The sequence below is a fragment of the Leptospirales bacterium genome (genome assembly GCA_019694655.1).
GTDB lineage: Bacteria > Spirochaetota > Leptospiria > Leptospirales > Leptonemataceae > SSF53.
In genome coordinates, this window is sequence record JAIBBN010000007.1 from 22914 (window position 1) to 44057 (window position 21144).

The 21144-nt window shown below is 56.6% G+C and carries 23 protein-coding genes and 2 tRNA genes; 5 read left to right on the plus strand and 20 right to left on the minus strand.

Features of this window, described 5'->3' with window-relative positions; translation table 11 throughout:
* The first annotated feature begins 2 nt into the window (after positions 1 to 2).
* Complete coding sequence (locus K1X75_11320) at positions 3 to 1499, plus strand: hypothetical protein (protein ID MBX7058646.1); 1497 nt, start codon at positions 3 to 5, stop codon at positions 1497 to 1499.
* Positions 1500 to 1515: 16 nt separating this feature from the next.
* On the opposite strand, the gene K1X75_11325 is transcribed toward K1X75_11320, so the two are convergent.
* From K1X75_11325 to mutL, 8 genes are read right to left on the minus strand one after another with little or no spacing between them, the layout of a single operon-like run.
* Entirely contained in the window at positions 1516 to 3468 is a 1953-nt protein-coding gene (locus K1X75_11325) for a hypothetical protein (GenBank protein ID MBX7058647.1), read from the minus strand.
* 3 nt (positions 3469 to 3471) lie between these two features.
* Positions 3472 to 4044, minus strand: coding sequence for a hypothetical protein (locus K1X75_11330; GenBank protein ID MBX7058648.1), 573 nt, complete (start codon positions 4042 to 4044; stop codon positions 3472 to 3474).
* 48 nt (positions 4045 to 4092) lie between these two features.
* The gene (locus K1X75_11335) at positions 4093 to 5685 is read right to left on the minus strand and encodes a restriction endonuclease (GenBank protein ID MBX7058649.1); all 1593 of its coding nucleotides are present in this window, start codon (positions 5683 to 5685) and stop codon (positions 4093 to 4095) included.
* Between the two features lie 38 nt (positions 5686 to 5723).
* Entirely contained in the window at positions 5724 to 6479 is a 756-nt protein-coding gene (locus K1X75_11340; protein MBX7058650.1) for a hypothetical protein, read from the minus strand.
* A gap of 16 nt (positions 6480 to 6495) precedes the next feature.
* Positions 6496 to 7407, minus strand: coding sequence for a hypothetical protein (locus K1X75_11345; protein ID MBX7058651.1), 912 nt, complete (start codon positions 7405 to 7407; stop codon positions 6496 to 6498).
* The gene (locus tag K1X75_11350; protein ID MBX7058652.1) at positions 7404 to 8090 is read right to left on the minus strand and encodes a phosphopantothenoylcysteine decarboxylase; all 687 of its coding nucleotides are present in this window, start codon (positions 8088 to 8090) and stop codon (positions 7404 to 7406) included. Before K1X75_11350 ends, K1X75_11345 begins: the two co-directional genes overlap by 4 nt.
* 5 nt (positions 8091 to 8095) lie before the next feature.
* Positions 8096 to 8635 carry a phosphopantothenoylcysteine decarboxylase gene (locus tag K1X75_11355; protein MBX7058653.1) on the minus strand — a complete coding sequence of 180 codons (540 nt, stop codon included), beginning with the start codon at positions 8633 to 8635 and terminating at the stop codon, positions 8096 to 8098.
* 26 nt (positions 8636 to 8661) lie between these two features.
* Positions 8662 to 10389 (minus strand): DNA mismatch repair endonuclease MutL, encoded by a 1728-nt coding sequence (gene mutL / locus K1X75_11360; protein ID MBX7058654.1) that lies wholly within the window; start codon positions 10387 to 10389, stop codon positions 8662 to 8664.
* 145 nt (positions 10390 to 10534) lie between these two features.
* Between mutL and K1X75_11365 the strand changes: the two genes are divergently transcribed.
* Genes K1X75_11365 through K1X75_11375 form a run of 3 tightly spaced genes read left to right on the plus strand, consistent with a single transcriptional unit; the run spans position 10535 to position 13063 of the window.
* Entirely contained in the window at positions 10535 to 10837 is a 303-nt protein-coding gene (locus tag K1X75_11365) for a hypothetical protein (protein ID MBX7058655.1), read from the plus strand.
* 2 nt (positions 10838 to 10839) lie between these two features.
* Positions 10840 to 11886 (plus strand): Gfo/Idh/MocA family oxidoreductase, encoded by a 1047-nt coding sequence (locus tag K1X75_11370; protein ID MBX7058656.1) that lies wholly within the window; start codon positions 10840 to 10842, stop codon positions 11884 to 11886.
* Between the two features lie 25 nt (positions 11887 to 11911).
* On the plus strand, positions 11912 to 13063 hold the full coding sequence (locus K1X75_11375; protein ID MBX7058657.1) for a glycosyltransferase family 4 protein: 1152 nt from the start codon (positions 11912 to 11914) through the stop codon (positions 13061 to 13063).
* Here the strand turns inward: K1X75_11375 and K1X75_11380 are convergent.
* The 6 genes from K1X75_11380 to lpxD all read right to left on the minus strand — a co-directional run bounded on the left by K1X75_11380 (position 13053) and on the right by lpxD (position 15731).
* A complete protein-coding gene (locus tag K1X75_11380) occupies positions 13053 to 13466 on the minus strand; it encodes a hypothetical protein (GenBank protein MBX7058658.1) in 414 nt (137 codons plus the stop codon). The genes K1X75_11375 and K1X75_11380 overlap by 11 nt on opposite strands.
* A complete protein-coding gene (locus K1X75_11385; protein ID MBX7058659.1) occupies positions 13463 to 13915 on the minus strand; it encodes a hypothetical protein in 453 nt (150 codons plus the stop codon). Before K1X75_11385 ends, K1X75_11380 begins: the two co-directional genes overlap by 4 nt.
* A 32-nt stretch (positions 13916 to 13947) precedes the next feature.
* Positions 13948 to 14035: transfer RNA gene (locus K1X75_11390), tRNA-Ser, on the minus strand.
* Between the two features lie 9 nt (positions 14036 to 14044).
* Positions 14045 to 14129 (minus strand) — tRNA-Ser (locus K1X75_11395).
* 67 nt (positions 14130 to 14196) lie between these two features.
* Positions 14197 to 14490: a ferredoxin family protein gene (locus tag K1X75_11400; protein MBX7058660.1), complete on the minus strand. Its 294-nt coding sequence runs from the start codon at positions 14488 to 14490 to the stop codon at positions 14197 to 14199.
* Between the two features lie 164 nt (positions 14491 to 14654).
* Positions 14655 to 15731 (minus strand): UDP-3-O-(3-hydroxymyristoyl)glucosamine N-acyltransferase, encoded by a 1077-nt coding sequence (lpxD, locus tag K1X75_11405; protein MBX7058661.1) that lies wholly within the window; start codon positions 15729 to 15731, stop codon positions 14655 to 14657.
* Positions 15732 to 15851: 120 nt separating this feature from the next.
* On the opposite strand from lpxD, the gene K1X75_11410 reads away from it, so the two are divergent.
* Positions 15852 to 16565 (plus strand): endonuclease/exonuclease/phosphatase family protein, encoded by a 714-nt coding sequence (locus tag K1X75_11410; protein MBX7058662.1) that lies wholly within the window; start codon positions 15852 to 15854, stop codon positions 16563 to 16565.
* An 18-nt stretch (positions 16566 to 16583) separates the two neighbouring features.
* On the opposite strand, the gene K1X75_11415 is transcribed toward K1X75_11410, so the two are convergent.
* From K1X75_11415 to dnaN, 6 genes are all read right to left on the minus strand, one after another.
* Positions 16584 to 17486 (minus strand): hypothetical protein, encoded by a 903-nt coding sequence (locus K1X75_11415; protein MBX7058663.1) that lies wholly within the window; start codon positions 17484 to 17486, stop codon positions 16584 to 16586.
* A 65-nt stretch (positions 17487 to 17551) separates the two neighbouring features.
* On the minus strand, positions 17552 to 18058 hold the full coding sequence (locus K1X75_11420; GenBank protein ID MBX7058664.1) for a CAP domain-containing protein: 507 nt from the start codon (positions 18056 to 18058) through the stop codon (positions 17552 to 17554).
* A 12-nt stretch (positions 18059 to 18070) separates the two neighbouring features.
* Positions 18071 to 18427 carry a hypothetical protein gene (locus K1X75_11425; GenBank protein MBX7058665.1) on the minus strand — a complete coding sequence of 119 codons (357 nt, stop codon included), beginning with the start codon at positions 18425 to 18427 and terminating at the stop codon, positions 18071 to 18073.
* Positions 18424 to 18849 carry a DUF721 domain-containing protein gene (locus K1X75_11430; protein MBX7058666.1) on the minus strand — a complete coding sequence of 142 codons (426 nt, stop codon included), beginning with the start codon at positions 18847 to 18849 and terminating at the stop codon, positions 18424 to 18426. Before K1X75_11430 ends, K1X75_11425 begins: the two co-directional genes overlap by 4 nt.
* A gap of 51 nt (positions 18850 to 18900) precedes the next feature.
* Positions 18901 to 20016, minus strand: coding sequence for a DNA replication and repair protein RecF (recF, locus tag K1X75_11435; GenBank protein ID MBX7058667.1), 1116 nt, complete (start codon positions 20014 to 20016; stop codon positions 18901 to 18903).
* Positions 20016 to 21131: a DNA polymerase III subunit beta gene (dnaN, locus tag K1X75_11440; GenBank protein ID MBX7058668.1), complete on the minus strand. Its 1116-nt coding sequence runs from the start codon at positions 21129 to 21131 to the stop codon at positions 20016 to 20018. The genes recF and dnaN overlap by 1 nt, the downstream gene beginning before the upstream one ends.
* Between the last annotated feature and the right edge of the window lie 13 nt (positions 21132 to 21144).

Sequence of the window (21144 nt, forward strand, 5' to 3'; positions counted from 1 at the left end):
ACGTGGAACCGTTGGTAGACTTCGACAGCCGCCCGCCAGTCGCGGGCACTGGTTCCGATCGCTCTGATCTACAGAAGATTGATGACTTCAAACGCGGCTACCAGGAGCCGATCGACCGTCACGTGGCCCTCGTCCGCAATGCCCAGCAAATGCTCGCTTCTGCTTCACTGAGCGGCGAAGATCGGAAGTCTCTGCACGATGCCCGAGCCGCTCTGGACAAATTGCTACTGCACATCCAGACCCTATCGCGTTCACTATCCAGCGATCTTCAGCCGCTCAACCTTGATCGCGATGTTATGCGCGACTATCACACCGTATTTGCCGGGGAGGCCAACGATCACCGATTGAGCTACGTTCGCTTTTTGCGGACCTACGTGCTGCTGAAGCGATTTGCACTGGATGCCAGCGATGCCTGGACCAGTATCCAGAAAATTATCGCCCGCCTGGACCTACAGAGCGGGGCCGAATTTCGCGACCAATTTGTAAGCTTTGGCGTTACGGCAGGCCTGCGCTCCTGCGAAGGATTTCAGATCTTCTGTCAACGCATGGCTATTCTCTTGCAGCTTCAAAAGGATCCAATTGTTACCAAGAAACTCGACGGCGCGGCAATTTACTCGCCTGAAATTGACTATCTGCTGTCCGGAGTTTTCCGAGAAGACCTGGCGGCCTGGATGGAAGCGCGGCGCGATTCGCTGGCGACGGACCGGGCGCAACTCTCTGATTCGGCCCTGCCCACTGCGACCCGCAAACAGTGGATTGGTCCAGAATCGGCGGGTGCGCCGCGCAGTATGGACTGGCGGCTCGACGCATCCGGGAAGCAAAGCTGGAATTCAACGCCTCAGTACTATCTACAATACTCGCCGCAGGATCTAGAGGCCGAACGCGCCGCATTCCAGGAAGTTGTCTATATCGATACCCACATGGGGGCCGATCAGCAATTCATCCGAAGCGACTTTATTTTGACGGTAAGTCGCAAGGATCGCAATGCCGTCGCTTCTGATATTGAGCGCGAATATGTGAATTTCATGCGCGCCTTTTTCACTCTGGTCACTGACATTTCGATGCTAAATGTGAATGTCCCTCCATCAGATCGCTATCTCTTTCTATATCACCTGGGACCTCAGGCCTTTTGCGCGCTGGTGGTCAAGTTCTTGCAAGATGTGAAGACAGGATTTATGCATCAACGTCCGGCAAATCGCAAAGTCATTCGCAAATTCACCCCCATTGAGTTGATCAAGAAGACAATTATCGATTGGTGGCGCACGGAGATCATCCCCGGGGCGGCAGCAAAGAGCGAGGACTACACGGATTACAAAAGGCTTCTGACCCAGGTCAAATCGGCGCATGCGGCTATGGTCAAGCGGGCGCAAGCCGAATTTGAACGTCTGCCAGCCGAAGTTCGAGCGCGTGGAAACAAGCAGCAAATTTTTAAGGACCACATGAATGAGTGGTTCGGCGCTCCCAATATTGTAATTTTCAAGCGCTTCCTGAAGGCTTGAGAACGTAGGCGCGCCGCTACTGCTTTGAGATTTGAAATAACTCCAGGCAATAGTCGCCAGAGGGATGCCGGTACTCTTTTTTCCAACGAACGGTAGAGGACATTTGTGCAGCGCGGTTCTCCAGTTTCTGGCGAGACGCCGGGTCCTGACATTCACTCGCAAGCAACAACGCTTGATCGAAGCGCAGCCAGTCGCGAATTTCAAATTGCGAGTCGTTGCGCAAGTCTCCGCGGCGATAGGTCCGCATGCGCAGCAAGACATCAAAATCCCAGGCGCGCAAAGGTCCCTGCATCAGACGTCCTTCCAAAGTTGCTCGCTGCTCAGGCGTCGCGTCGCCCAGGCGGGAGTAGAGCGTCGACAAATCGTGAAATTGATTGAGCAATACGTAGCGACCATCCGCCGGTAAACGCTGGGCAAACCATCGAACCGGTTCAAAAAGCCGGGCATCATTCCCGGTGAAACACATGCTGCGCGCCCTTACGTAATGCGGACGAATTGCAGCAAACAAACCGTCCGCAAATAGCCCGCCTTCTCCAATGCATAACATGACCGACGAAATACATACGCTGGCGCCGCAGGCTACGAATCCTCGGCGGAACCACGACCACGCACGTCCGCTTGAAGGCAGCAGCATATCGCCAGCGCGCAGGCTCAGAACGGCCAGAGTCAGCAGCCCCGCGGGCAACAGATGATAGAGATGACGCAGCTGTTTGTTGCCAGTAAGCGCTTCAAGCACCAATAGCTGCAGCAGCAGAAGGATCGCGATACTGACGAGCGGTCGCCGCAGCACATCCATCCAGGCAATAGCGCCTGGACGGCGCACCCGCGCGATCGCTGCCATCAGGATTGCCAGCGCAACCAGCGCCAGCAAGGTTGCGGCAAAGCCAGAGTTATCAAATACCTGGTCGCTTAAACTCGCCAGATAGCTGCGACCGGCCTCCTGGCTTCGTTGCTGTGTGCCCAGAGTGCTGCTCAGACGATCCGGCTGTAGATAGAGCCAGACAAGGATCGGCATTGCCATCCAGGTCCAGATTCCCCGCCACGCTCGATCCAGCAAAATACGCATGGTAGCTCGGCGGACATAGTAGATCCGATGTAGTTCGACCCAGGCGAGCATTGATAGGACATAGAAAGCGTACTTCATCGTTTTTGAATTGAGGGCCGGCCACTTTCGACTGAGTGCATAAGCTGCTACACTGATTGAAGCCAGCAGCCAAACCGCACGCGAGAGTACACCGGCGCTTCGCCAGATGTGAACTCCGGCCTCCCACAATTGCAGCGGAGAGCGGAGAAGTTCCAGCGCCGTCCAGGCCATGACCAGCATCAAGCCATAGGGATACTTGGTCTGCAACAGACCCTGGCTGCAGAGCAACAATCCCCAGTAGAGTCGCCGATCAGGCAGTCCGACCGAAGCGCCTTCCCGTCGCAATTGTTCCCGCTCGTAGACTTTGAACAGAAAGTACATGGTCCAGAGTAGAAAGAACATTCCCTGTGTTTCAAGCATTGCGCTCGCCGCATACGCTGATAGCTCCCGACTCTGCGTCAGCATAACACAGGCAAAGAGACCGGCGAGCGCTCCATGCAGCCAATCTCGCGACAACTCCGCGGCAACAGGCAAGAGCGAAGCCAGCGTAAGAGCGTAGAATGCAAGACCGATGGCAGCATCCAATCGCTGGTCCGGTCCTGCTGGATTGAGAGCAAATACTACGACCGCGATCAAGTTATGGAGCATCGGCCAGGTTGGCGCATCAAAGAATGGCCGCAGGGCGTCGAAATATCGCTCCTGATGAAAATCGCTCAAAATGTTCAGAGAAAGCAGGTAACGCAAAGACGGATCGGCGGAGAGCACATCCGTGTTCGGACATTGTTCCCAGAATACCCGCCAGATCGTCTGCAGAACAACTGCGCCAATGTACAACGCTGCTCCGCCGAGCGCCAGAACAGAGACCGCGCGAATGGCAAATCGCATAAATCAAAACAGACGGAGAATATACCAGACGCCGTCGCGCTTGATAAAGATCGGATTATTCAAGTAGTAACTGCGCTCGGGGGCGTCTGCCAGTTCCAATTTCGCCTCGCAGGTCTGGCCGGACGCTTCCATGAACAGCGTCGCCCGGAGTTTTCTGGTAGTTCGCAAGACATCGCGTACGGAGAGACTGGATTCGTTGCCGGAAAGAGCGCGAAGTCCGCGCGTATCAAGGTATGCGGTACGCAGGTAACTGCCAGGATCGGCGAGTTCGGCCTGTAACTCAGCAAAACTTCGATGGGCCTTAAGATCTACCCAGAGACCATCTTGCTGGCTCACCCTTTGCGGCAGCTCGCTCAAGTCCTGCCGAAAGGTCATTTGGACCATAGCATCCAGCAGCGCGAACACGGCCTGCACATCGGCCTCGCCGCCCGGCGGAGCGCCATCGGGCCCCCAGCGGACTTCCGCGACTTCCACGGAGGGCGCAGCGTCATATGTCTTGCGTTGGCCCAGGGGCAGATCCTCGCCGCTGCGGTTGCAACAGAGAGCGGCAGTCAACATTCCCGCCAGCAGCGCCATAAACGCAGTTTTCCCTTTGCCGCGCCCGCCGCCTGTCATCGCCTTGACCTACTGCAGAATCCTCTGCAGAATCTCGGCGAAGGCCATATCATTTACAATCGTAATTTTTTTCAAGTTGGCCGAAGCCGTTTCGGCGCCGGTAGTCAACCGCGCGCCCGCCACCACAAATCCCTGATTGACTTTCAACTCGTTCATGTAATTCTGCTGGTCGCGCAAGAATATATCCGAAATGGGCTGATTTCGCCACTGTCGAATGCGAAACAAAGCCTTCACCTTCTTATCGGAAAGGCTATTGGCAATGAAATCAGCGCCGTCCTTGTCGCGATAGTTCAGATTGCTGGCCATTTTAAATCCGAGATTGGCCATGATACTCTGGCAGGCCTGCAAAAAGGAATCGCCCTTCAAATTGTTGAAGCGCTCAATCAATGCATCAGGGTCAAGTTCCTGGCGTCGTTCCGGCCGGGAGCGCATCTGTCCCTCGCGAGTGAAGAAAGACAGCACATCAAATTCCTCTTCCTCGCCCAATCCGGACAGTTTGAATATGGAATCTTCGGCGAAGCGATTGCGCACCCAATCTTGCATGTGAGCGCGGAAGTCAAAGCCTCGCGGGCTGACCCGATCAACCTCGGCCACCTGCTCTTCCAGATCCATTCGAAAATCCGAAATCTTCATGACCAGATCATCTGCAGGATTCCGAATTTCCAATTCGAGCAGATGTTCGTTTGCCTTTTCCAGATCGCTGTTCAATATCGAAAGGTAGGCTACGCTCAAGCGCGCGTCGTACTCTTCCTTCTCCCAGTCCTGCCGAACAGCCAGCTGCAAACAGCTTTCAGCCAATTGCAGCGCTTTCTGATACTCGCCGCTCATATAGTAAATTGCGGCGCCCAGACGGCTGACGATATAGGAGACCAGCTCGTCCTCCACAGCGGGGAGCAGCTTATCGAGAATTTCCTTGGTTCGCTCATATTGCTGTTCGCGATAGAGGTGCAGGGCGTACAGGAACTGCGCTGTTTGGTTGCGCGGCGACAGACTGATAGCCAACTGAAATTCCTCATTGGCTTCTTTGGAGCGCAACATCGACAGGCAAACGCCGCGCGCTATGCGATAGTCCACAACGCTTGGAGCGGCCTTCACCAACCGTCGGAAGAAGCCATCGGCAATTTGAAACTGCTCCTGGCCTACGGCCATGAAAGCAACGTGAGCAAGAGCTGTCTCGTTCGCGGAATCGTAATTGAGAGCGTCGAGGTAGCTTTCAAATGATTCCGCAAATCGGTCATCTTCATAGTAAAGTTGACCGATGCGGGCCAGTACCTCCGCCGGCTTGAAGCCGACTCCGGAATAACGTCCGATCCGTCGAACCTCGCGCAAGTGCTCCAGTTCCTGATGGGTATTGCCCTCAAACGCATAGATCCTGGACATTACATAGTGCGCCTGAATATCATCGGGATCACGATCCAGCCGCGGCCGAACGATCGTTCGGGCGTCAACATAGGCGCCTTTCTGAGCAAGTTCGAGTGCGCGCTCCAGCAAGCCGCCGCGGTCTCGCAGAAACATGAAGTAGATCAGCGCCGTGGCGGCCGCAAGGGCCAGGGCGGCAAGAAGGAGCATCGGCAACATGACGCTGGTTCTATTATCGAACAAATTGGGCTGCGGCGCGCCGCAAAGTCTCTCCGGCAGGGTCAGTTTGGCATGAAAACACTATCCGCCCAGTCGCCCGGGCCGCCGCCGGCCAGCAAGCGACGGATTAGAATTTCTCCATGGCTGGCCAGCGATGCCAGCCCGCGCTCTTTGGCCTGCAGCAGCTTGCGCAGCCGGAGCGGGCCCCCTGGAAATCGCAGCGCAATGGCCAGTTGTTGCAGCCGACTTTTTCGGGCCCAGCCCCTCGTCAGACTTTCATCTGCGTAAAGATTCCACGCCTCCGGACGATCGCCAACCACCTTGCAAAGTATTACAACCGTGTCTTCGGAGGAAGCCTCGCTCTGCCCGACTATTCGCAACAAATGAGCCGCTTCCATGTCGCAGATCTGCGACCGAGTTTGTACCATAAGGTCGTGCTTCTGCCATGGTTCAAAAAGCGGGCGATGCACGGTAGCCAGGCGAGCGCTGCCTGGACCTCCCGGATATACTATGGATTGAGCGCAATCCAGAACTTCGGCTATGCGAACCCGATCGCCAACTTCAAGTTCGCTGCGCTCGTCCAGCAGGCCGACTAGCCCCAGGGAGACGATGACCGTCGGTTGGTCCTCTTCCAGTATACGGCGCAGCTCGCGCCGACGATTCAGTCCAGCGCCGCCAACAAAGAAGCTCAGACTCCGGAAGGCGCGACAACGATGTAAACGTAGCTCGCTATCAAAGGAGCACGGGATTCGGTTCAGCAGTAGGAGCAGCTCCTCCTGAACGCCAACAACTGCAAGTATGCGCGGCGAATGCAACACCGCTAGCTGCAGCCGTTCATTGCCGAACGTCGAATCGAAGCGTAAGCTGATCTTCCTCTACGCCCATGTGCAGGGACTGGCCCGACGACGGACGGTAGATCACTACATCCACCAGGTTCCAGGCGTAAAATGCGACGAGTGCAGTACGGAGAAAATTGGCCCGACGCGAAGCCTGCTCCTGCCGAAAGCGGGCATCGCCGACGTCGCGCGCTTGCAAGAAGCCGCTGATTTGAAATCCAGTCAAATCCGTAATCGGAACGCCCAGAAAGGAAAGCGCCACTGGAGAAGTGACAAGAAATAGATTGGCTCGATCGGAGTACTTTCCTCGAAGGCGATAGTAGGCGCTTTCCGTTGCGATCGTTGCGCCGGCGAGGGCCAGGTAGCTGCCAGCGTAAATATATCCAGTGGTGGTCCGACCCTGATAGTATTGTCCCCAACCAGGAAAAATCAGACTGCGCATGAAGGCAGCTATCAAACGGTCGCTGTCAGTTGGATTGGAAACTGTCGGCGGGCGACGGCCGCTATCCTCGCGTCCGCGATCCAGACGGGCCCATTCCTCATCTATTCTTCGCCGCTCTTCCTCTAACTTGTTTCGCTCTGTATCCAGGCGACGCCATTCGTCTTCCATCAAGCGTCGATTTTCGGCGCTGAGCGCTTGTGTCTCGCGCAGACGATCCCGCCGCTCCTGCTCGGCGCGAGCCTCTGCGTCGCTTTGCGTCGGACCGTAAGCAATCCGACGAATATCGGACTTGGCAATGGTCCGAACCGCGCCGGTCACAGGGCGAAAGGTAACTGAAGTGCGCGTCTGACCTATGACCTTTCCCTCCAGTTGCTGTCCATTTTTCAGGAAGACCGTATCTGCCAGCAATGCAGCCGGAAGTAGAATCGTCGCCGCGACCAGAATTGCCAGTATGTAGCTAAGTTTCATGAATTGTTGCGCTGGAGAAGCTGGGGCATTGCACTCTCGATTTGATCGAGTAGCGCCGGCGCCAGTTCGCTCTTTTTGAGAGGTCCGATCGTTTTTGAATTTCCGGCTCTGTCAATAAGGAAAATGGTATTGACACGATCTCCGAAGCCCTGCTGGTCCCGGAAGACCTCGTTGGCACAAATAAAGTCCAGATCCTTTGCTTTCATTTTTGCCGCCGCGTATTCCAGCAGATTGTCAGTCTCCGCAGCAAAACCAACGCGAATCAGATTCTGGAGGCCGGAAGCGCGAGGGATCAGCGAACGCAAAATATCCGTCGTGGGGGCCAGATCCAGACGCAGCATATCTGTCTGAGTTTTCTTAATCTTGCTGGAGGCGGGATTGGAAGGCCGGAAATCGGCAGGAGCGGCGGCCATGATCAGCAGGCAGTCATCGCCAATTGCGGCCGCAGTTGCTTCGGCCATGTCTGCCGTCGTTTCTACGCGTCGTGTTTCGGCGCCATGCAGCGCGCGAAACTGCTCTTCCCCTGGTCCGCTGATCAACAAGACCGAAGCAAATCGAGAAAGCCCGGCGCGGGCCAATTCCCAGCCAGTGCGTCCGCTGGAGGCATTGCTAATGTAGCGCACTGGATCAATCCACTCGCGGGTTGGCCCGGAGACAACCACCAGGCGCATTGTCTGAAACATTCGATTCAAGCGCCGCCTCGCAGTGTCCGCTGGATAGCTGCCTCAATTTGAGTCACCGAGGCCAGCTTTCCTTGCCCTTCGTCGCCGCAAACCGCCTCCCCATTTTGGGGATCGATAATTTGCACGCCATCTTCTCGCAGGCGTCCAAGATTCCGCTGTACTGGACGCGACGCATACATAAAAGGATTCATCGACGGCGCCACGAGTACCGGGAAGTTCGCGGCCAGGTATATGGAACTGATCAGGTCGTCAGCAATTCCATTGGCCATTTTGCCGATGATGTTCGCTGTTGCTGGCGCAACGCACATCAGAGAGATTCGCTGACGCAAGTCAATATGCGGCATGCCTTCCTCCCATTCTGACACAAAGACTTTTTGTCCGCTGAGCGCTTCAAAGGACAGCTTGCCGACAAAGCGCGTGGCATTTTCGGTCATTACAACGCGGACGCGATGGCCAGCCTTCGATAGATTTCGGACCAGATCACATGCGCGATAGGCCGCTATGCCGCCGCTGACCGCCACCAATAGATTTGATTCATTGCTCATGATCACGATTCTCCGATCTCAAGCGGTCAAGAACGCTGGAACATTGCATCAAGGTCGTTTCTACTGATGCGCAGGATGGTTGGTCTTCCATGCGGACAGCGCGAGGGATCTTCGCATTCCGATAGCTGTTGCAGTATCTGACTGATCACCTCGCCGGATACGATGTCATTGCGCTTGATTGAAGCCTTGCAAGCCTTCATTGCCGCGTACTCATCGTAGAGTCTGACGCCGGACTCCCCGTCCAGGATACGAGAAATGAGCATGGAAAGCACATCGCGCTCTTCGCCAGGTTCGATGTAGTCCGGGCATTCGCGGATCGCGTAGGCCTGCGGACCAAGGGCCTCAATTGCAAATCCGCTTGCCTGAAGGTCCGTCATGCGATCAACAATACTCTCCAGCTCTTCCGGTTGACAGTGGATAGCAATCGGCGTCAGCAGGGGCTGACGTTGGTCGGCGCGCTGCTCAAGGCGCCGACGAAAGAGCTCATAGTTGATTCGTTCATGCGCCGTATGCTGGTCGATGATGCAAAGTCCCTCGTCATCCTCCGCCAGAATATATACGCCGGCAATTACGCCAAAATGACGTCGGGGAAGAAAGGCGCTGCGCTTTCCCGGTTTCGAGCGGATCGGAGACTGCGTCGCCAACGCAGCATCGTCGGCGACAGCGCGCAAGATCGGGTACTCCTGCGGCGCTGGCGGCGGCGACGCAAGCAACTCGCCCGTTTCCAGATTGATCTGCGCGAGGCTGTGTTGCACGCGATTCGGAACCTGAAACCGCTCCGTAGCAGCCAGCATCGGCGCATCCGTCTGCAGGGCTCGCTGCAACGCGTCGGTTACCAGGGGGTAAAAATGTTGTTCATCGAGCATGCGCACTTCGCGCTTGGCCGGATGGACATTGACGTCGACACGATGGGCGTCGATTTCAAAGAACAAGCAGAAGCCCGGATGCATTCCAGCCGGCAAGAGTTCGCCGTAAGCCTTGCGCACAATGAAGGATAGCGAGCGAATGTCTACAGCACGACCATTTACAAACTGGAACTGCCAGTCGCGCATTCCTCTTCGAACCTGCGGCGCCGTCGTGTATCCGGTCAATCGAATGCCTTGACGCTCGCCTTCCACTGGCAGCAGCAGAGAAGCCTGCTCCAGCTGGCAGACAGACTGGATACGCTGCCGCAGTTCCTGATGCGCAGGCAGCCTGAAGCGCTCGCGGCCTTCGCGCAGGTATCGAAATTCGACATCTGGCCTTGCAAGGGCCAGCCGCTGCAATGCTTGAAGATTGCGCAGATTTTCGCTGCGTTCGCTACGCACAAACTTGCGACGCGCCGGCGTAGCAAAGAAGAGTTCCTCGGCCTGTACCTGTGTACCACGGGGCCAGGCGTCTGAATCAATGTGCAGCTGCTCGCCGCCGCGACATACAAGTCGCACTCCATTATGAGCGCCTGCGCGGCGACTCCGAATTTCCAGCCTGGAAACTGATGCGATAGACGCAAGGGCCTCGCCGCGAAAGCCAAAGGAATAGATCGCCTCAAGGTCATTCAGATCGGCAATCTTTGAGGTCGCGTGGCGCTCGACTGCAGCCGCCAGATCTTCCGGGTGGATCCCAAGGCCATTGTCACGGACACGCACCAAATCCATGCCAGCGCCGGCCGTTTCCACTTCGATCGAGCTGGCGCCGGCATCGAGCGCATTTTCCACCAGCTCTTTGATTACCGAGTAGGGCGCTTCAATGACCTCGCCGGCTGCAATGCGATCCACGAGCACTGATGGCAGGGACCGTATTCGAGCTTCAGCCGGCGGCGAGCTACGAGAGAAGCCAACCATCGGCCATCGGCTCCCCTTCCGTCGCTCCGGCAACAGATTTCCGTTATTGACTGCCCGTTCTTGCCGGGTCAACTGGCGTATGCTCATTGGCTGGCGGCAGAATCTAGCACGCGGCGGCATGCCGGCCGCTGTTGTTCACCTGATCATGCTCTACAGTCGCTTTTTCTGGATCGCAGGCAAAGGCCCGGCATGCGCTTCGGAGGGGTGTCCGGACTTGCTTCTGCCCGACCTGCCGCTCAGTCTCGTCTATTTCTTTCTTCCAGATCTCGGCATTCTGATCTTCTCACTCGTTTTCGGGACATTCTACTGGTGCGTTGCAGGCGCGGGGATACTTACCCTGATTCAACGAGCGCTTGGCACCAGCGCCGTGCGTCGGGTCTGAATTTGAAAACACGGTGGCGAGTCGCCCTGCTTGGACTGGGCCGCATTGCCTGGACGCTGGAAAAGGATCGTCTGCGGCGACATCCCTGCACCCACGCTGGCGCTCTGGCGGCGCTCCCCGGTCGATTTGAACTTTCGGCCGTCTGCGATCGAAATCCAGAACGCATCGCTCAATTTGCGCGCTGGTGGAAAAAGCCGATTGCCGCTCAAGGCGTAAGCGCCCACCGGCTGCTGCAAGACGGTCCCTTTGACCTGGTCATCAATGCAGCCTCCTCGGAAGCGCACCTGGCTCTTGGACTTGCCGCCGCCCGCGGCGCGGCCGCCGCCCTGGCGCTCGAAAAGCCGCTGGCAGCCAATCTCCGTCAGGCCGCTCGGCTAGCCGATCAATTGAAGCGCAGCTCCGCTCTGGTCTGGATCAATTTTGAGCGCCGCTACCACAATAGCTACCGAACTGCCAGACAGTACATTGCCAGCGGCGAACTGGGCGCACTGCGCAGCATCCACGGACAGGTCTTGACCGGCGCAACGCCCGCCGACGCCGCTCTTGGCCCATTGACACACGACGCCGTCCACTGGATTGATCTGTTGCTCTGGTTTTGCGGCTATCCCGACCGAACTTCGGCGCGCGTCGTACGCTCTGCACGCCTGGTGCAACGGGAGGATCATGTATTTTGCGACTTTGAATACCCGGGCTTCAGTGCGCGACTGGAAGCCGGCGGAGGCCGCAATTACTTTCAATTTGAAATGCAACTCGACTTCAGCGACGGACGTATCCAGGTCGGAAATAGCGGCGCCCGATTCTTTCGAAGTTCGACATCGCGTCGCTACGAAGGATTCCGCGAACTGAAAGAATTCAAGCCGCGCATCATTGCCGAAAATCCGTGGGTCGAATTTTATCGCGACATCGATTTCCAATTGCTGCGCTCTAAGGACGATCCTAAGTCAGCAAAGCATAGCTCGCAGTTGCGCATCATGGATGCGTTAAATGGAATGCAGCTGATCCATGAATGCATTCAGCGCGGGCGCAGGACTCTAAGTCCCAACCATTGACGACTACAGCAGGCTGAACAGGGAAATGATCCGATTCAAAAAGCAAACACCCCATGCCGACACGACGACGGTCAAGGCCCCGACCAGAGTCCTTTTTGATGCGCGTATGCTCGGCCATTCCGGAATCGGAGTGCAAGTTTACAATGTGCTGCGTCAGCTAATCACACTGGACCAGGTACGGCTGCGATTGCTGGGCGACCCTCAAGTAATACGGAGGCTCCTGCCCGAATACGATGGACCGATTATACCTTTTACGGCGCCCATCTATTCGCTTCGGGAACAATTGAACTTTCCGACGCCGGCGCCGGGCGAATTGATTCATGCTCCCCATTACAATGCGCCTATCTTGCGGCTGCGTAGAACAGTAGTTGTTGTTCATGACTTGATTCACTTGCAATCTCAAGAATTCGCGGGCGTCCACTACCGATTCTACGCCTGGCTGCTTTTGTGGCTGGTCAGCCGCTTCTCATTGCACATTGTAACCGTAAGCGAATTCACGCTGATTGAGCTGCGGCGGAGATTTCCATCGGCTGCTGGACGCAGCAGTGTAGTCCACAATGGTCTGGATCATCGCATCTTTCGACCGGCGGCGCGCGCTGCAGTGCAACGCTTCCGCAAGCAGCATAGTCTGCCGGCCAGTTACCTGCTGTGCGTTGGCATCGCTAAACGTCACAAGAATGTCGATTTTGCTGTACGCAGCCTCGCTAAATTCTGGCGCGACGGTTCTCTAAGGGCGCCGCTCTGCATTGGCGGCGCCGGGGGCCGCTTGCCAGACTATGTTGCCTGCGAAGCCCAACGGCTGGGCGTCGAGTCCATGGTTCGACCCATGCCGTTCCTGGAAGACAGGGAGCTTGCCTTGCTTTATGCTGGCGCCGATTTGTTCCTGATGCCCTCGCTTTTAGAGGGATTCGGATTCCCGCTTGTGGAAGCAATGGCCTGTGGTGCGCCAACCATGGCTGCGAATCGCGCCAGCCTGCCGGAACTTGCGTTGAATTCGACGCTCTACTTTGACCCGACCGACGAAGAATCCTTTCAGAAGGTATTCTGGAAGTTGTACCGCGATCGAGCCCTGCGTCGAAAGTTGAGCGCTGCTGCGAAAAAGGTAACGATGCGCTTTGACTGGCGCAAACATGCCGCTGAACTCCTGGCGATTTACCGCCAGACAACTAGCGACTGAAGCGCTCTTCGGCCCAGAAGTAGCTGCGATCAATCCAGATGGCGCTGGCGGCGCGCCCATGCCATTCGCGGTAGGCCAGCCAGAATGAAACGCCGGCGTAGGCAAGCGCCAGCGCGCTATGAATTCCAAATGCAACCCAATCCAGAACCAGCGCAGCGGTCCCCGTAACACTGCTCATACTACGTATCGCATATAATAGTGAAATTGCTATCAAAAAGGCTGCGGCTAGAGTTAGACTGCGTCTTCCAGCTCGCAGACAGGCTTCGTCGCGTTCTACGGCGAACGGAATAATCCACAAAGCCAGAAGCGGCAGTGAATAGCAGGCAGCTCTATGTGCGGATTCGATTGAGCGCTCCAGCCATTTGCGCAGGGCCTCAATTTGCAGCCCCGGATGGATGCTCACTTCTTCTCTTCCCGGTCAAAAAGCTCGCGCAAACGCTGACGCCCTTGGGCAATCAGATCTTCCAGATAAGGTATTTCCCAGCGCTCGCCCTGAAAGGCCTTGGCGGCCGCAGCCGCCGAAGCCGCAAGGAATCCGGCCACCGATACATACAGAATGGTTCGCGTGATGGGGTGCAGCAGAGAATCGGGGCCAAAAAACCAGGCCGTTATGGGAAATGTTTCCAGAAACCATACCGCGAAATAGATCAGGCCGATCACAGCGTTAAGCTTAAGACCCTGTCGAGCATGGAACTGGCAGTAGTCGTCTTCCTTCTTGCTGAAGTAGGCGTAGGCCCAACCCACCAGAGGGATATAGGCAGCCGCTGCGGCGGCATGATCGCCGGATTCCGCGCCGCCCGGACTTGCGTTGCCCAACATGCGGGCGCGTATGTTGCGAATGCGATCAGACATAGAACGGAGCGCCTCGACTTGGAACTTGACTGCGGAGAGGGGGGGATTCGAACCCCCGGCACCCTTTAGGAGTGCGACAGTTTAGCAAACTGCTCCCTTCGGCCTCTCGGGCACCTCTCCTGACTCATTCGGAGGGAGTGGGATTCGAACCCACGGCGCCTTGCGGCGCAACGGTTTTCAAGACCGCCTCCTTAAACCGCTCGGACATCCCTCCGCAAGCAAGCGCCTGCGAAAAAGGGCCTGTGTCAACTAAATAGCCCGAGGGAGCCTGCAAGCAGCGGTCAGCCCTTGTGCTTGTGTCCGTAGAACTCGTAGTTCTGGCCGATAAAGCCCTTCCATTTTTCTGGAACCTCGTCCTCGGCAAAAATCGCCTGTACCGGGCATACTGGCTCACACGCGCCGCAGTCGATGCACTCCTCAGGGTCGATGAACAGCTGCTTGCCAGCAAGCTTGCCTTCTTCCATGCCTTTCGAGGACCATTCGTCCTTGGTAGGATGGATGCAATCAACCGGACATACTTCCACGCAGGCTGTATCGCAGACTCCCACGCACGGCTCAGCAATAATATAGGGCATGCTCTCCTCCGCTCTCTCTGGTTTGCGCCCCTTGATCAGGCGCCGCCAGTGTGGCTCGTTGCAATGGCCGATCTGCGTCGCATGGCGCCAACCGTTTTCCAATGCGTCGCGGCTGCTGGAAAGATCGGCGCACGTTGCTGGCGGACTGGCCGGAATATGACGGATCAACTCGACGCGCTGGTCCCCTTCTCCAATTTTTCCAGCTTTGCTTCTAGGTCTTTGATACGCTTGAGCATTTCATAGCTGCGCTTGAGAGTGGGGTGGTTACGCATATAGTCCTGGATCGGCGTCAGAGGATTGCCGGCGTACACCCCGCTCCTAGGTATGTCCGAGAACACCGCCGGCCGATGCAAAAGGATTACATCGTCCGCAATTTTTAGATGGTCCACAATTCCGCATTGCCCGCTCAGAACGCATCGCTTGCCGATCGTTGTGGAGCCGGCAACGCCCGTCATAGCAACAAGAATGGAGTCTTCGCCAATTTCAGCGTTGTGCGCCACATGACAGAGATTGTCAAAAATTGCGCCGGATTTGATGCGCGTCGTCTGGTATGCCGCTCGATCAATGCAATTGTTCGCGCCAATCACAACTCTATCTTCAATCACCACGATGCCAGTTTGGGGAATACGATGGTGATGGCGCGCATCGTCCTGGGCAAAGCCAAAGCCCTCGCTGCCAATCACGGCGCCTGATTTCAGAATGCAATTGCAACCGATGATGCAGCCATAGCCAACGGTCACATTGGGATGCACTACCGTTCCTTCGCCAATCTGAGCATCGCGCTCAATGACCGAGCCGGCCATGATTACGGCGCGACTGCCAATTGCAACCTGCGCGCCAATCACTACGCGCGGTCCGACTACGGCATCGCTCGCCACGGAAGCGGTGTCGTGGATTACAGCGGATTCATGAATGCGACCAAACTCCGTGTCGAATAGATCACGGTCAGCATAGCGCTGCTTGATCCAGGCTTGTGCAAGATTGACATTCTCTACAATCAGAACTGACAGATCGGCGATCCCCTCCAGCGCTCTGGCGGCTTCGGCGCTGGCGACGGCAATGGCCGGCTTCCCCACGCGCACGATTTCAGCCAGCTTTGGCTTGCTTACAAAGACCAGGTCTCCCGGCCGACAATCCTCAATCGGCGCAATGCGCGTGGCGCGATTGTCCGGGCCGCGCCGATCGCTGAAAAGCTTCTGACTTTCAAAGGCGGCAAAGATCTCGCTTGCGGATGCATCCATGGACGCAGCGAAAAATGGCAGCCGGGACCCGGGCAACTGTTTTCAATAGACGAAGCGCACTGACAAAGCTCCTTGACAGCTCTGGATTGAGCGCGGCCAGGGTGGTGCATCGCAAGGCTCATGGAGCTTACCTTTGTAACTTACAACATCCACAAGGGAATCGGCAATGACGGCCGCTACCGCCTGGAGCGGATCGTCGAAGTTCTCCGTGACATTGATGCCGACGTAGTCGCCCTGCAGGAAGTGGATCACAATGCCCCGCGCTCACGCAGCGAGGATACAGCTCGTATTCTGGCGGAAGAGCTGGGAATGCACTATCATCTTGGTCTCAATGTGAAGTTGAAGCACGGCGCCTACGGCAATGCTACCCTATCCAGGTATCCCATCCTGGAATCTAGAAATATGAACATCACCTGGGCCATCAAGAAGCGCCGCGGCTGCTTGATCACCAGGATACAATGTCCGCGCCATGAGATTGGCGTTATGAACTTCCATCTTGGGCTTGCATCCTTCGAGCGACAGTGGCAGGCGCGCAAGATACTGAATTCGCACAGCCTCAAGAGCCTGAATCGATTGCCGCTCATTATTCTGGGCGATTCCAATGATCGCAACGATCGGCTTCGGGCGCCATTTGAAGCGGCTGGACTGAGCGATGCTTCGGCGGACGCCCAGAAGGCATATACATGGCCCAGCTATGCGCCTCTCTTTCGCCTCGATAAGGTATTCTACTCAGGCCACTGGCGACTTGCCAGACGGGAGGTGGTTCAAAATAAGAAAACTCGAGTCGCTTCAGATCATCTGCCCCTGGCAGTGACCTTCTCCCTCGGACGTTGACGCGTCTCGCAACTTGCCTCAAACAAAGTGCGAAAGCTCGGGGTCCTTTTCTACCACTTCTCTTAAAAATGCCTCAACTTCATCGTAGTGAGCGTTGAGCGGCTGTGGCGCGACCCCCTGGCGCCGTTGCTGGACAAGCCCTGCCAGGCGTAGCAGAGTCTGATGTACTTCAGCAATTTTTGCTTTGTGCTCTTGTGGAAAGTCACGCCGCAGCGAGACGCGAACCCCGTAAGGATACATTTCACGGATCAACTGTGCCAGTCGCGGCTTATAGTTCTCCGGCGGAAGAACCATCACTTCTTCGCGGGTCGCGGCTTTGTAGCGCGGCACCGCAAAAGGAAAGCCAAACAATTCCTTTTCAATTGCGTCGCGGCGCGAATCCCCTTGAAATCCGCGCCGGTAGGCGGCCAGCTTCTCATCTGCAGACATCGTCTGCAGCGTCTTCCCGGCAAGTTCGTCCCTGGCCACGGGGCCGCTGCTGCCGCTCTCGTAGAGCTGAAAACTGCTGGAGTAGGTCTTAACATGAACGACTGCTGGCGCTCGCAATTGATCCTTATCGTGCTGCGTAATCAGAAATAGGCTGAACTCATCGTCGCGCAGGCTATGGCCCGGTCTGCTGCTGAGGAACCGGCGTTCCGGATAGTCGCGCAGCATATTGCCTGACATAACAGCGAAGGGTGAATCAGGATCGCGCCGGTTCACTACAAAAATCTCAAGGCGACCGCGTTCGCTGCGCATTGCAATGATGCCAACGTCGCCCCTTTCCGGGTGCATCAGCGAATTGAGGACAATCTCCTCATCGGGAACCAGGCCGCTGATGCCCACGCCCTTTCTGGCCTGTAGAGAATTCGCGAGGCCCAGCAAGACCGATCGCACTTCGGCTCGTTCCTCCGCAGTCAATTGATCAATTCCGACGTCCATAGCTCAGTCCGCAATTCAGATTGATAACAGTCCTAAACTGAATCTTTGCCAATAATTTTGCATATTCAATCGCTCAACAGCAACAATGCCAGACAATCGCCATCAGTTGTTGCAGTTTGAGCAAATCCAACGCGTACGAAGGAGGCATCGAGCAGGTTGGCCCGCTCCTGGGCGCCATTGCTCCAGGCCGCGAAGGCCCGACGGATAAAGTCGGCGCCGCCTGCAAGGCGCACAGCGTTCTCTCCGACTGCGTTTCGGACAATGCCCTCGCGTTGCAGTCGCTGGGCCGGGGTCAATCCATCGGCGCGATGATCCAGGCCCGCTGCAACAGCCATCTTGTTGGCCCGTCGCAACGCAATCCGGTCTAGACTGCTGTCGTCGATCAACGCGTTTCTGCCATTCTGGCGGCGCAATCTGTTGGCCGCCTCGAGAATCCACTGCCCGCTGAGTCTGACATCCGGGCATTCCGCCGCCGCTGTTGCTCCCGAGGACTGACAGCCAAATGCAATCACAGAGGCCACAGATAGACTGGCCAGCAGCGCCGCGACTCGCTTGATCCGATCACAAATCATACGCGGGGAGACTCAGACCACGGCGTTGTGGATCTGATCATATCGGCTTAGGTTCACGCCGTCAGTCAGGAAGCAGTGTGGGCAACCGTAGATATGCACCTGTCGTTTCTGGCTGGCGCCTCGCTCCGCGTCCATGGCGCAGATCAGATATTCTTCGCGCGTCAATCCCGTCTTACATACGGGGCAAATGCGGCGGTCCGGCGCGCTGCGCAAGATCCGTTCGCTACGGCCGGCGCGATCCCGCTGCTCGCCGTCCGCCAGAACGGAAGCGGGCAACGGACCACGCTCCAGGCGGTCCCTGGCCTGCAGCAGATTGAGAAAGACGACAACGGCCACGACGATCCCGGCCAGCGATAGCAAGGTCATCATAGCAGCCTCCGCAAGCCTTCAAGCATCTGTTCACGGTCCGCATCCATGCCGGGCTCCGTCTTAGTATCGGTTGGACCGGGGGCGCTTCCTGGCTGGCCGGACGGAGGAATTCTTCGGCGACCCGCTGCATTCCAGTCGATCGGTCCGTTTTCGATCCGCAGGTCGCGCAACTCGATGCCAAGCAAAGTAGCGGCGCGCTGGACGATTTCGCGACCGCGCAGTTGCAGCTCTTGAGCATAGACCGATTGCTCAATGCGTACTATGAGTCGCCTTTCCCGAAGGGATTGTGGCTCGCAATGTTTGGCCAGAGGGCCAGCAATGTCAGGCCAGAAACACTGCAGTCGCACCAACTGCGCCTCAGCAATGTTCTCCGAGCTGTCCCTCAATACCAATGATAGCAAGGCATCACGTTCGGCCGACATAGCTGATTGGACTGGATGATTCGCCAGGATGCAAGCGATTCACAGCCGCCATTAACGACGGCTTTGAACAATTCCGGGTTCGCTAACTTCATAGATGCTGATGTCCCCTGAGAACTCGGATAGGTCTCGTTCCATTCCCTCGAGGTCGGGCGTCGTAAAGAGCGCCTGTCCGGACTCGCGCAGCAGCATGACAAATGCGGCGCGACGGCGTGCATCGAGTTCGCGGATGACATCATCGATCAACAACAGCGGCGGATAGCCCAACGACTCCCGCAAGTAGAAGAACTGGGCGATGCGCAGCGCAAGCGCCAGACTGCGCCTCTGTCCCTGGCTGCCAAAGCGCAGTACGTCCCGACCGCCGGATTCGAAGAGCAGATTATGTCGATGAGGACCAACGGTAGTAAATCCAATAGCGGCGTCACGAACTGCGTTTTGCTGCAATGCCTGCGCGAGATCGTTCTCCTCCGCGGGCGATGAGAATTGCAGTCTCAAACTGAGACTATCTCGGTCGCCGGAAATCCGTCGCAAGGCCTCCTGAAACACGCTCTGAAAGTTTGCAATAAAGGCCTGACGGGCGGACACCAGATCCTTTGCCGCCATCGAAAGCGGCGTATCCCAGATGCCGACATCGCTGAGGCGCGCCTGTCGCGCCTTAACCTTCTTCAGCGCAGCGTTGCGCTGCCGCAATGCGCGATTGTAATGTAACAATTGCTTGAGATAGGACGGACTCTGGTAGCTGAGCACCATATCCAGAAAGCGCCGACGGTACGCCGGACCTCCTTCGGCAATCAGGATATCATCGGGACTGAATATTACTGCAACGATGTGCCCGATCAATTCCTGGCGGCTCTGTAATTGCTTTCCGTTCAGACGGACGCGACGGCGAATCTGCGCGCCAGCCAGCGATACGCCGTAGGACAGCTCGAATTGGGCGCCGCCTTTTTCAAAGCGCGCGCCGGCGTAGTAGCCAGAAGCGCCATCGCGCTGCATATCCTGGTCGCTAGCGCCCCGAAAGGATTTACCCAGGGCCAGAAGCGCGATGGCCTCGAGTATGTTTGTCTTCCCATTGGCGTTGGGCCCCGTCAAAAAAGTGAGCCGTGAATCAATAGAGAGATCTAGCGTCGCATAGTTGCGAAAGTCGCGCAACTCCAGCGCCTGTAAGCGCATTAGATTTTCATTGGCATGATCACAGCCACGAAGTCCTTATCATCTGGATCCTCAATGACTGCTGGCGCAGAAGAAGTGGAGAAGCCTGCCCGAATTGCGCCGCCGCCGATCGTTTTCAGGACATCCAGTAGGTAATTTGAGTTAAAGGCAATAGTGATTTCCTCGGCGCTGTAGTCAGCCGGCAGCGTATCCTGTCCTTCGCCAATATCCGGGGTGCTGGCGGCTATATTAAGAGCCCCGCCGCCAAAGCTAAGACGCACCTGACGCGAGGGCTCGGCGGCCATCACTGCTACCTGGCGCAGTGAATTTTCAAAGGCTGCGCGATCAAGGCTGATGCGATGAGCCAGTTTTTTCGGTACGACCTGCTCGTAGTCCGGAAACTGTCCATCGATCAATTTTGTAATGAGATCAACGCCGCCTATGCGCAGGTAAACGCGTCGGTCTTTCTCATCGAAGGCAATACGGCCCTCTTCGCTGGAATCCAGCAGCTTGAGCATCTCGCGAACTGCCTTGTTGGGCAGAATGACGCCTTCCTTGAACGGCAAGGCCTGGGGAAATTCGCGAACTACGCGGGAAAGTCGACGTCCGTCGGTGGCAACGAAGGCAACCCGCGGTCCATCACTGGTGACGAAAAGTCCATTGAAGACGTAGCGTGCGTCTTCTTCTGCCATGGCGTAGGCGCACTTGCGGATCATCTCCACCGCCATTGAGACAGGAAAGGCATTGTAGCGGTTGTCTGGCAAAGTTGGGATCTGTGGGTAATCGTTGCTGGCCGATCCCATCAGTGTAATTCGCGCTTTGCTGACGCCTGTTGCGTCTTGAATTGTGATGCGATTATCGGCGTCTGATTGAAAACTGATTTCAGCGCCACGAAACTCGCGAATGGCCTGGCTCAATTTCTTGGCCGGCAAGGTCAGCTGTCCTTTGCGCTCCGTCTGCACTGGCAGCGAAGTCTTGATGCCCATTTCCAGATCTGTAGCTGTGAGTGTAATCCGATCCGGCTCCGCTTCAATCAGGATGTTCGATATGATCGATCGAATCTCGCGAGCAGGGATGATGCTGTCGACGGTGGCAATGGCCTTGTGGAATTCTTGTCGGTCTACTTTGAACTTCATAGAATCTGTGCGG

Bases quoted from the DNA above. Each gene is read 5' to 3' on its own strand.
- K1X75_11375 (MBX7058657.1), top strand. From the start codon at position 11,912: ATGATCCGATTCAAAAAGCAAACACCCCATGCCGACACGACGACGGTC.
- K1X75_11345 (MBX7058651.1), bottom strand. From the start codon at position 7,407: ATGAAACTTAGCTACATACTGGCAATTCTGGTCGCGGCGACGATTCTA.
- K1X75_11400 (MBX7058660.1), bottom strand. From the start codon at position 14,490: ATGCCCTATATTATTGCTGAGCCGTGCGTGGGAGTCTGCGATACAGCC.
- K1X75_11415 (MBX7058663.1), bottom strand. From the start codon at position 17,486: ATGGACGTCGGAATTGATCAATTGACTGCGGAGGAACGAGCCGAAGTG.
- K1X75_11385 (MBX7058659.1), bottom strand. From the start codon at position 13,915: ATGTCTGATCGCATTCGCAACATACGCGCCCGCATGTTGGGCAACGCA.
- dnaN (MBX7058668.1), bottom strand. From the start codon at position 21,131: ATGAAGTTCAAAGTAGACCGACAAGAATTCCACAAGGCCATTGCCACC.
- K1X75_11420 (MBX7058664.1), bottom strand. From the start codon at position 18,058: ATGATTTGTGATCGGATCAAGCGAGTCGCGGCGCTGCTGGCCAGTCTA.
- K1X75_11350 (MBX7058652.1), bottom strand. From the start codon at position 8,090: ATGTTTCAGACAATGCGCCTGGTGGTTGTCTCCGGGCCAACCCGCGAG.
- K1X75_11355 (MBX7058653.1), bottom strand. From the start codon at position 8,635: ATGAGCAATGAATCAAATCTATTGGTGGCGGTCAGCGGCGGCATAGCG.
- K1X75_11330 (MBX7058648.1), bottom strand. From the start codon at position 4,044: ATGGCGCTGCTGGCGGGAATGTTGACTGCCGCTCTCTGTTGCAACCGC.
- recF (MBX7058667.1), bottom strand. From the start codon at position 20,016: ATGCGCTTACAGGCGCTGGAGTTGCGCGACTTTCGCAACTATGCGACG.
- K1X75_11410 (MBX7058662.1), top strand. From the start codon at position 15,852: ATGGAGCTTACCTTTGTAACTTACAACATCCACAAGGGAATCGGCAAT.
- K1X75_11430 (MBX7058666.1), bottom strand. From the start codon at position 18,849: ATGTCGGCCGAACGTGATGCCTTGCTATCATTGGTATTGAGGGACAGC.
- K1X75_11425 (MBX7058665.1), bottom strand. From the start codon at position 18,427: ATGATGACCTTGCTATCGCTGGCCGGGATCGTCGTGGCCGTTGTCGTC.
- lpxD (MBX7058661.1), bottom strand. From the start codon at position 15,731: ATGGATGCATCCGCAAGCGAGATCTTTGCCGCCTTTGAAAGTCAGAAG.
- K1X75_11365 (MBX7058655.1), top strand. From the start codon at position 10,535: ATGCTCATTGGCTGGCGGCAGAATCTAGCACGCGGCGGCATGCCGGCC.
- K1X75_11325 (MBX7058647.1), bottom strand. From the start codon at position 3,468: ATGCGATTTGCCATTCGCGCGGTCTCTGTTCTGGCGCTCGGCGGAGCA.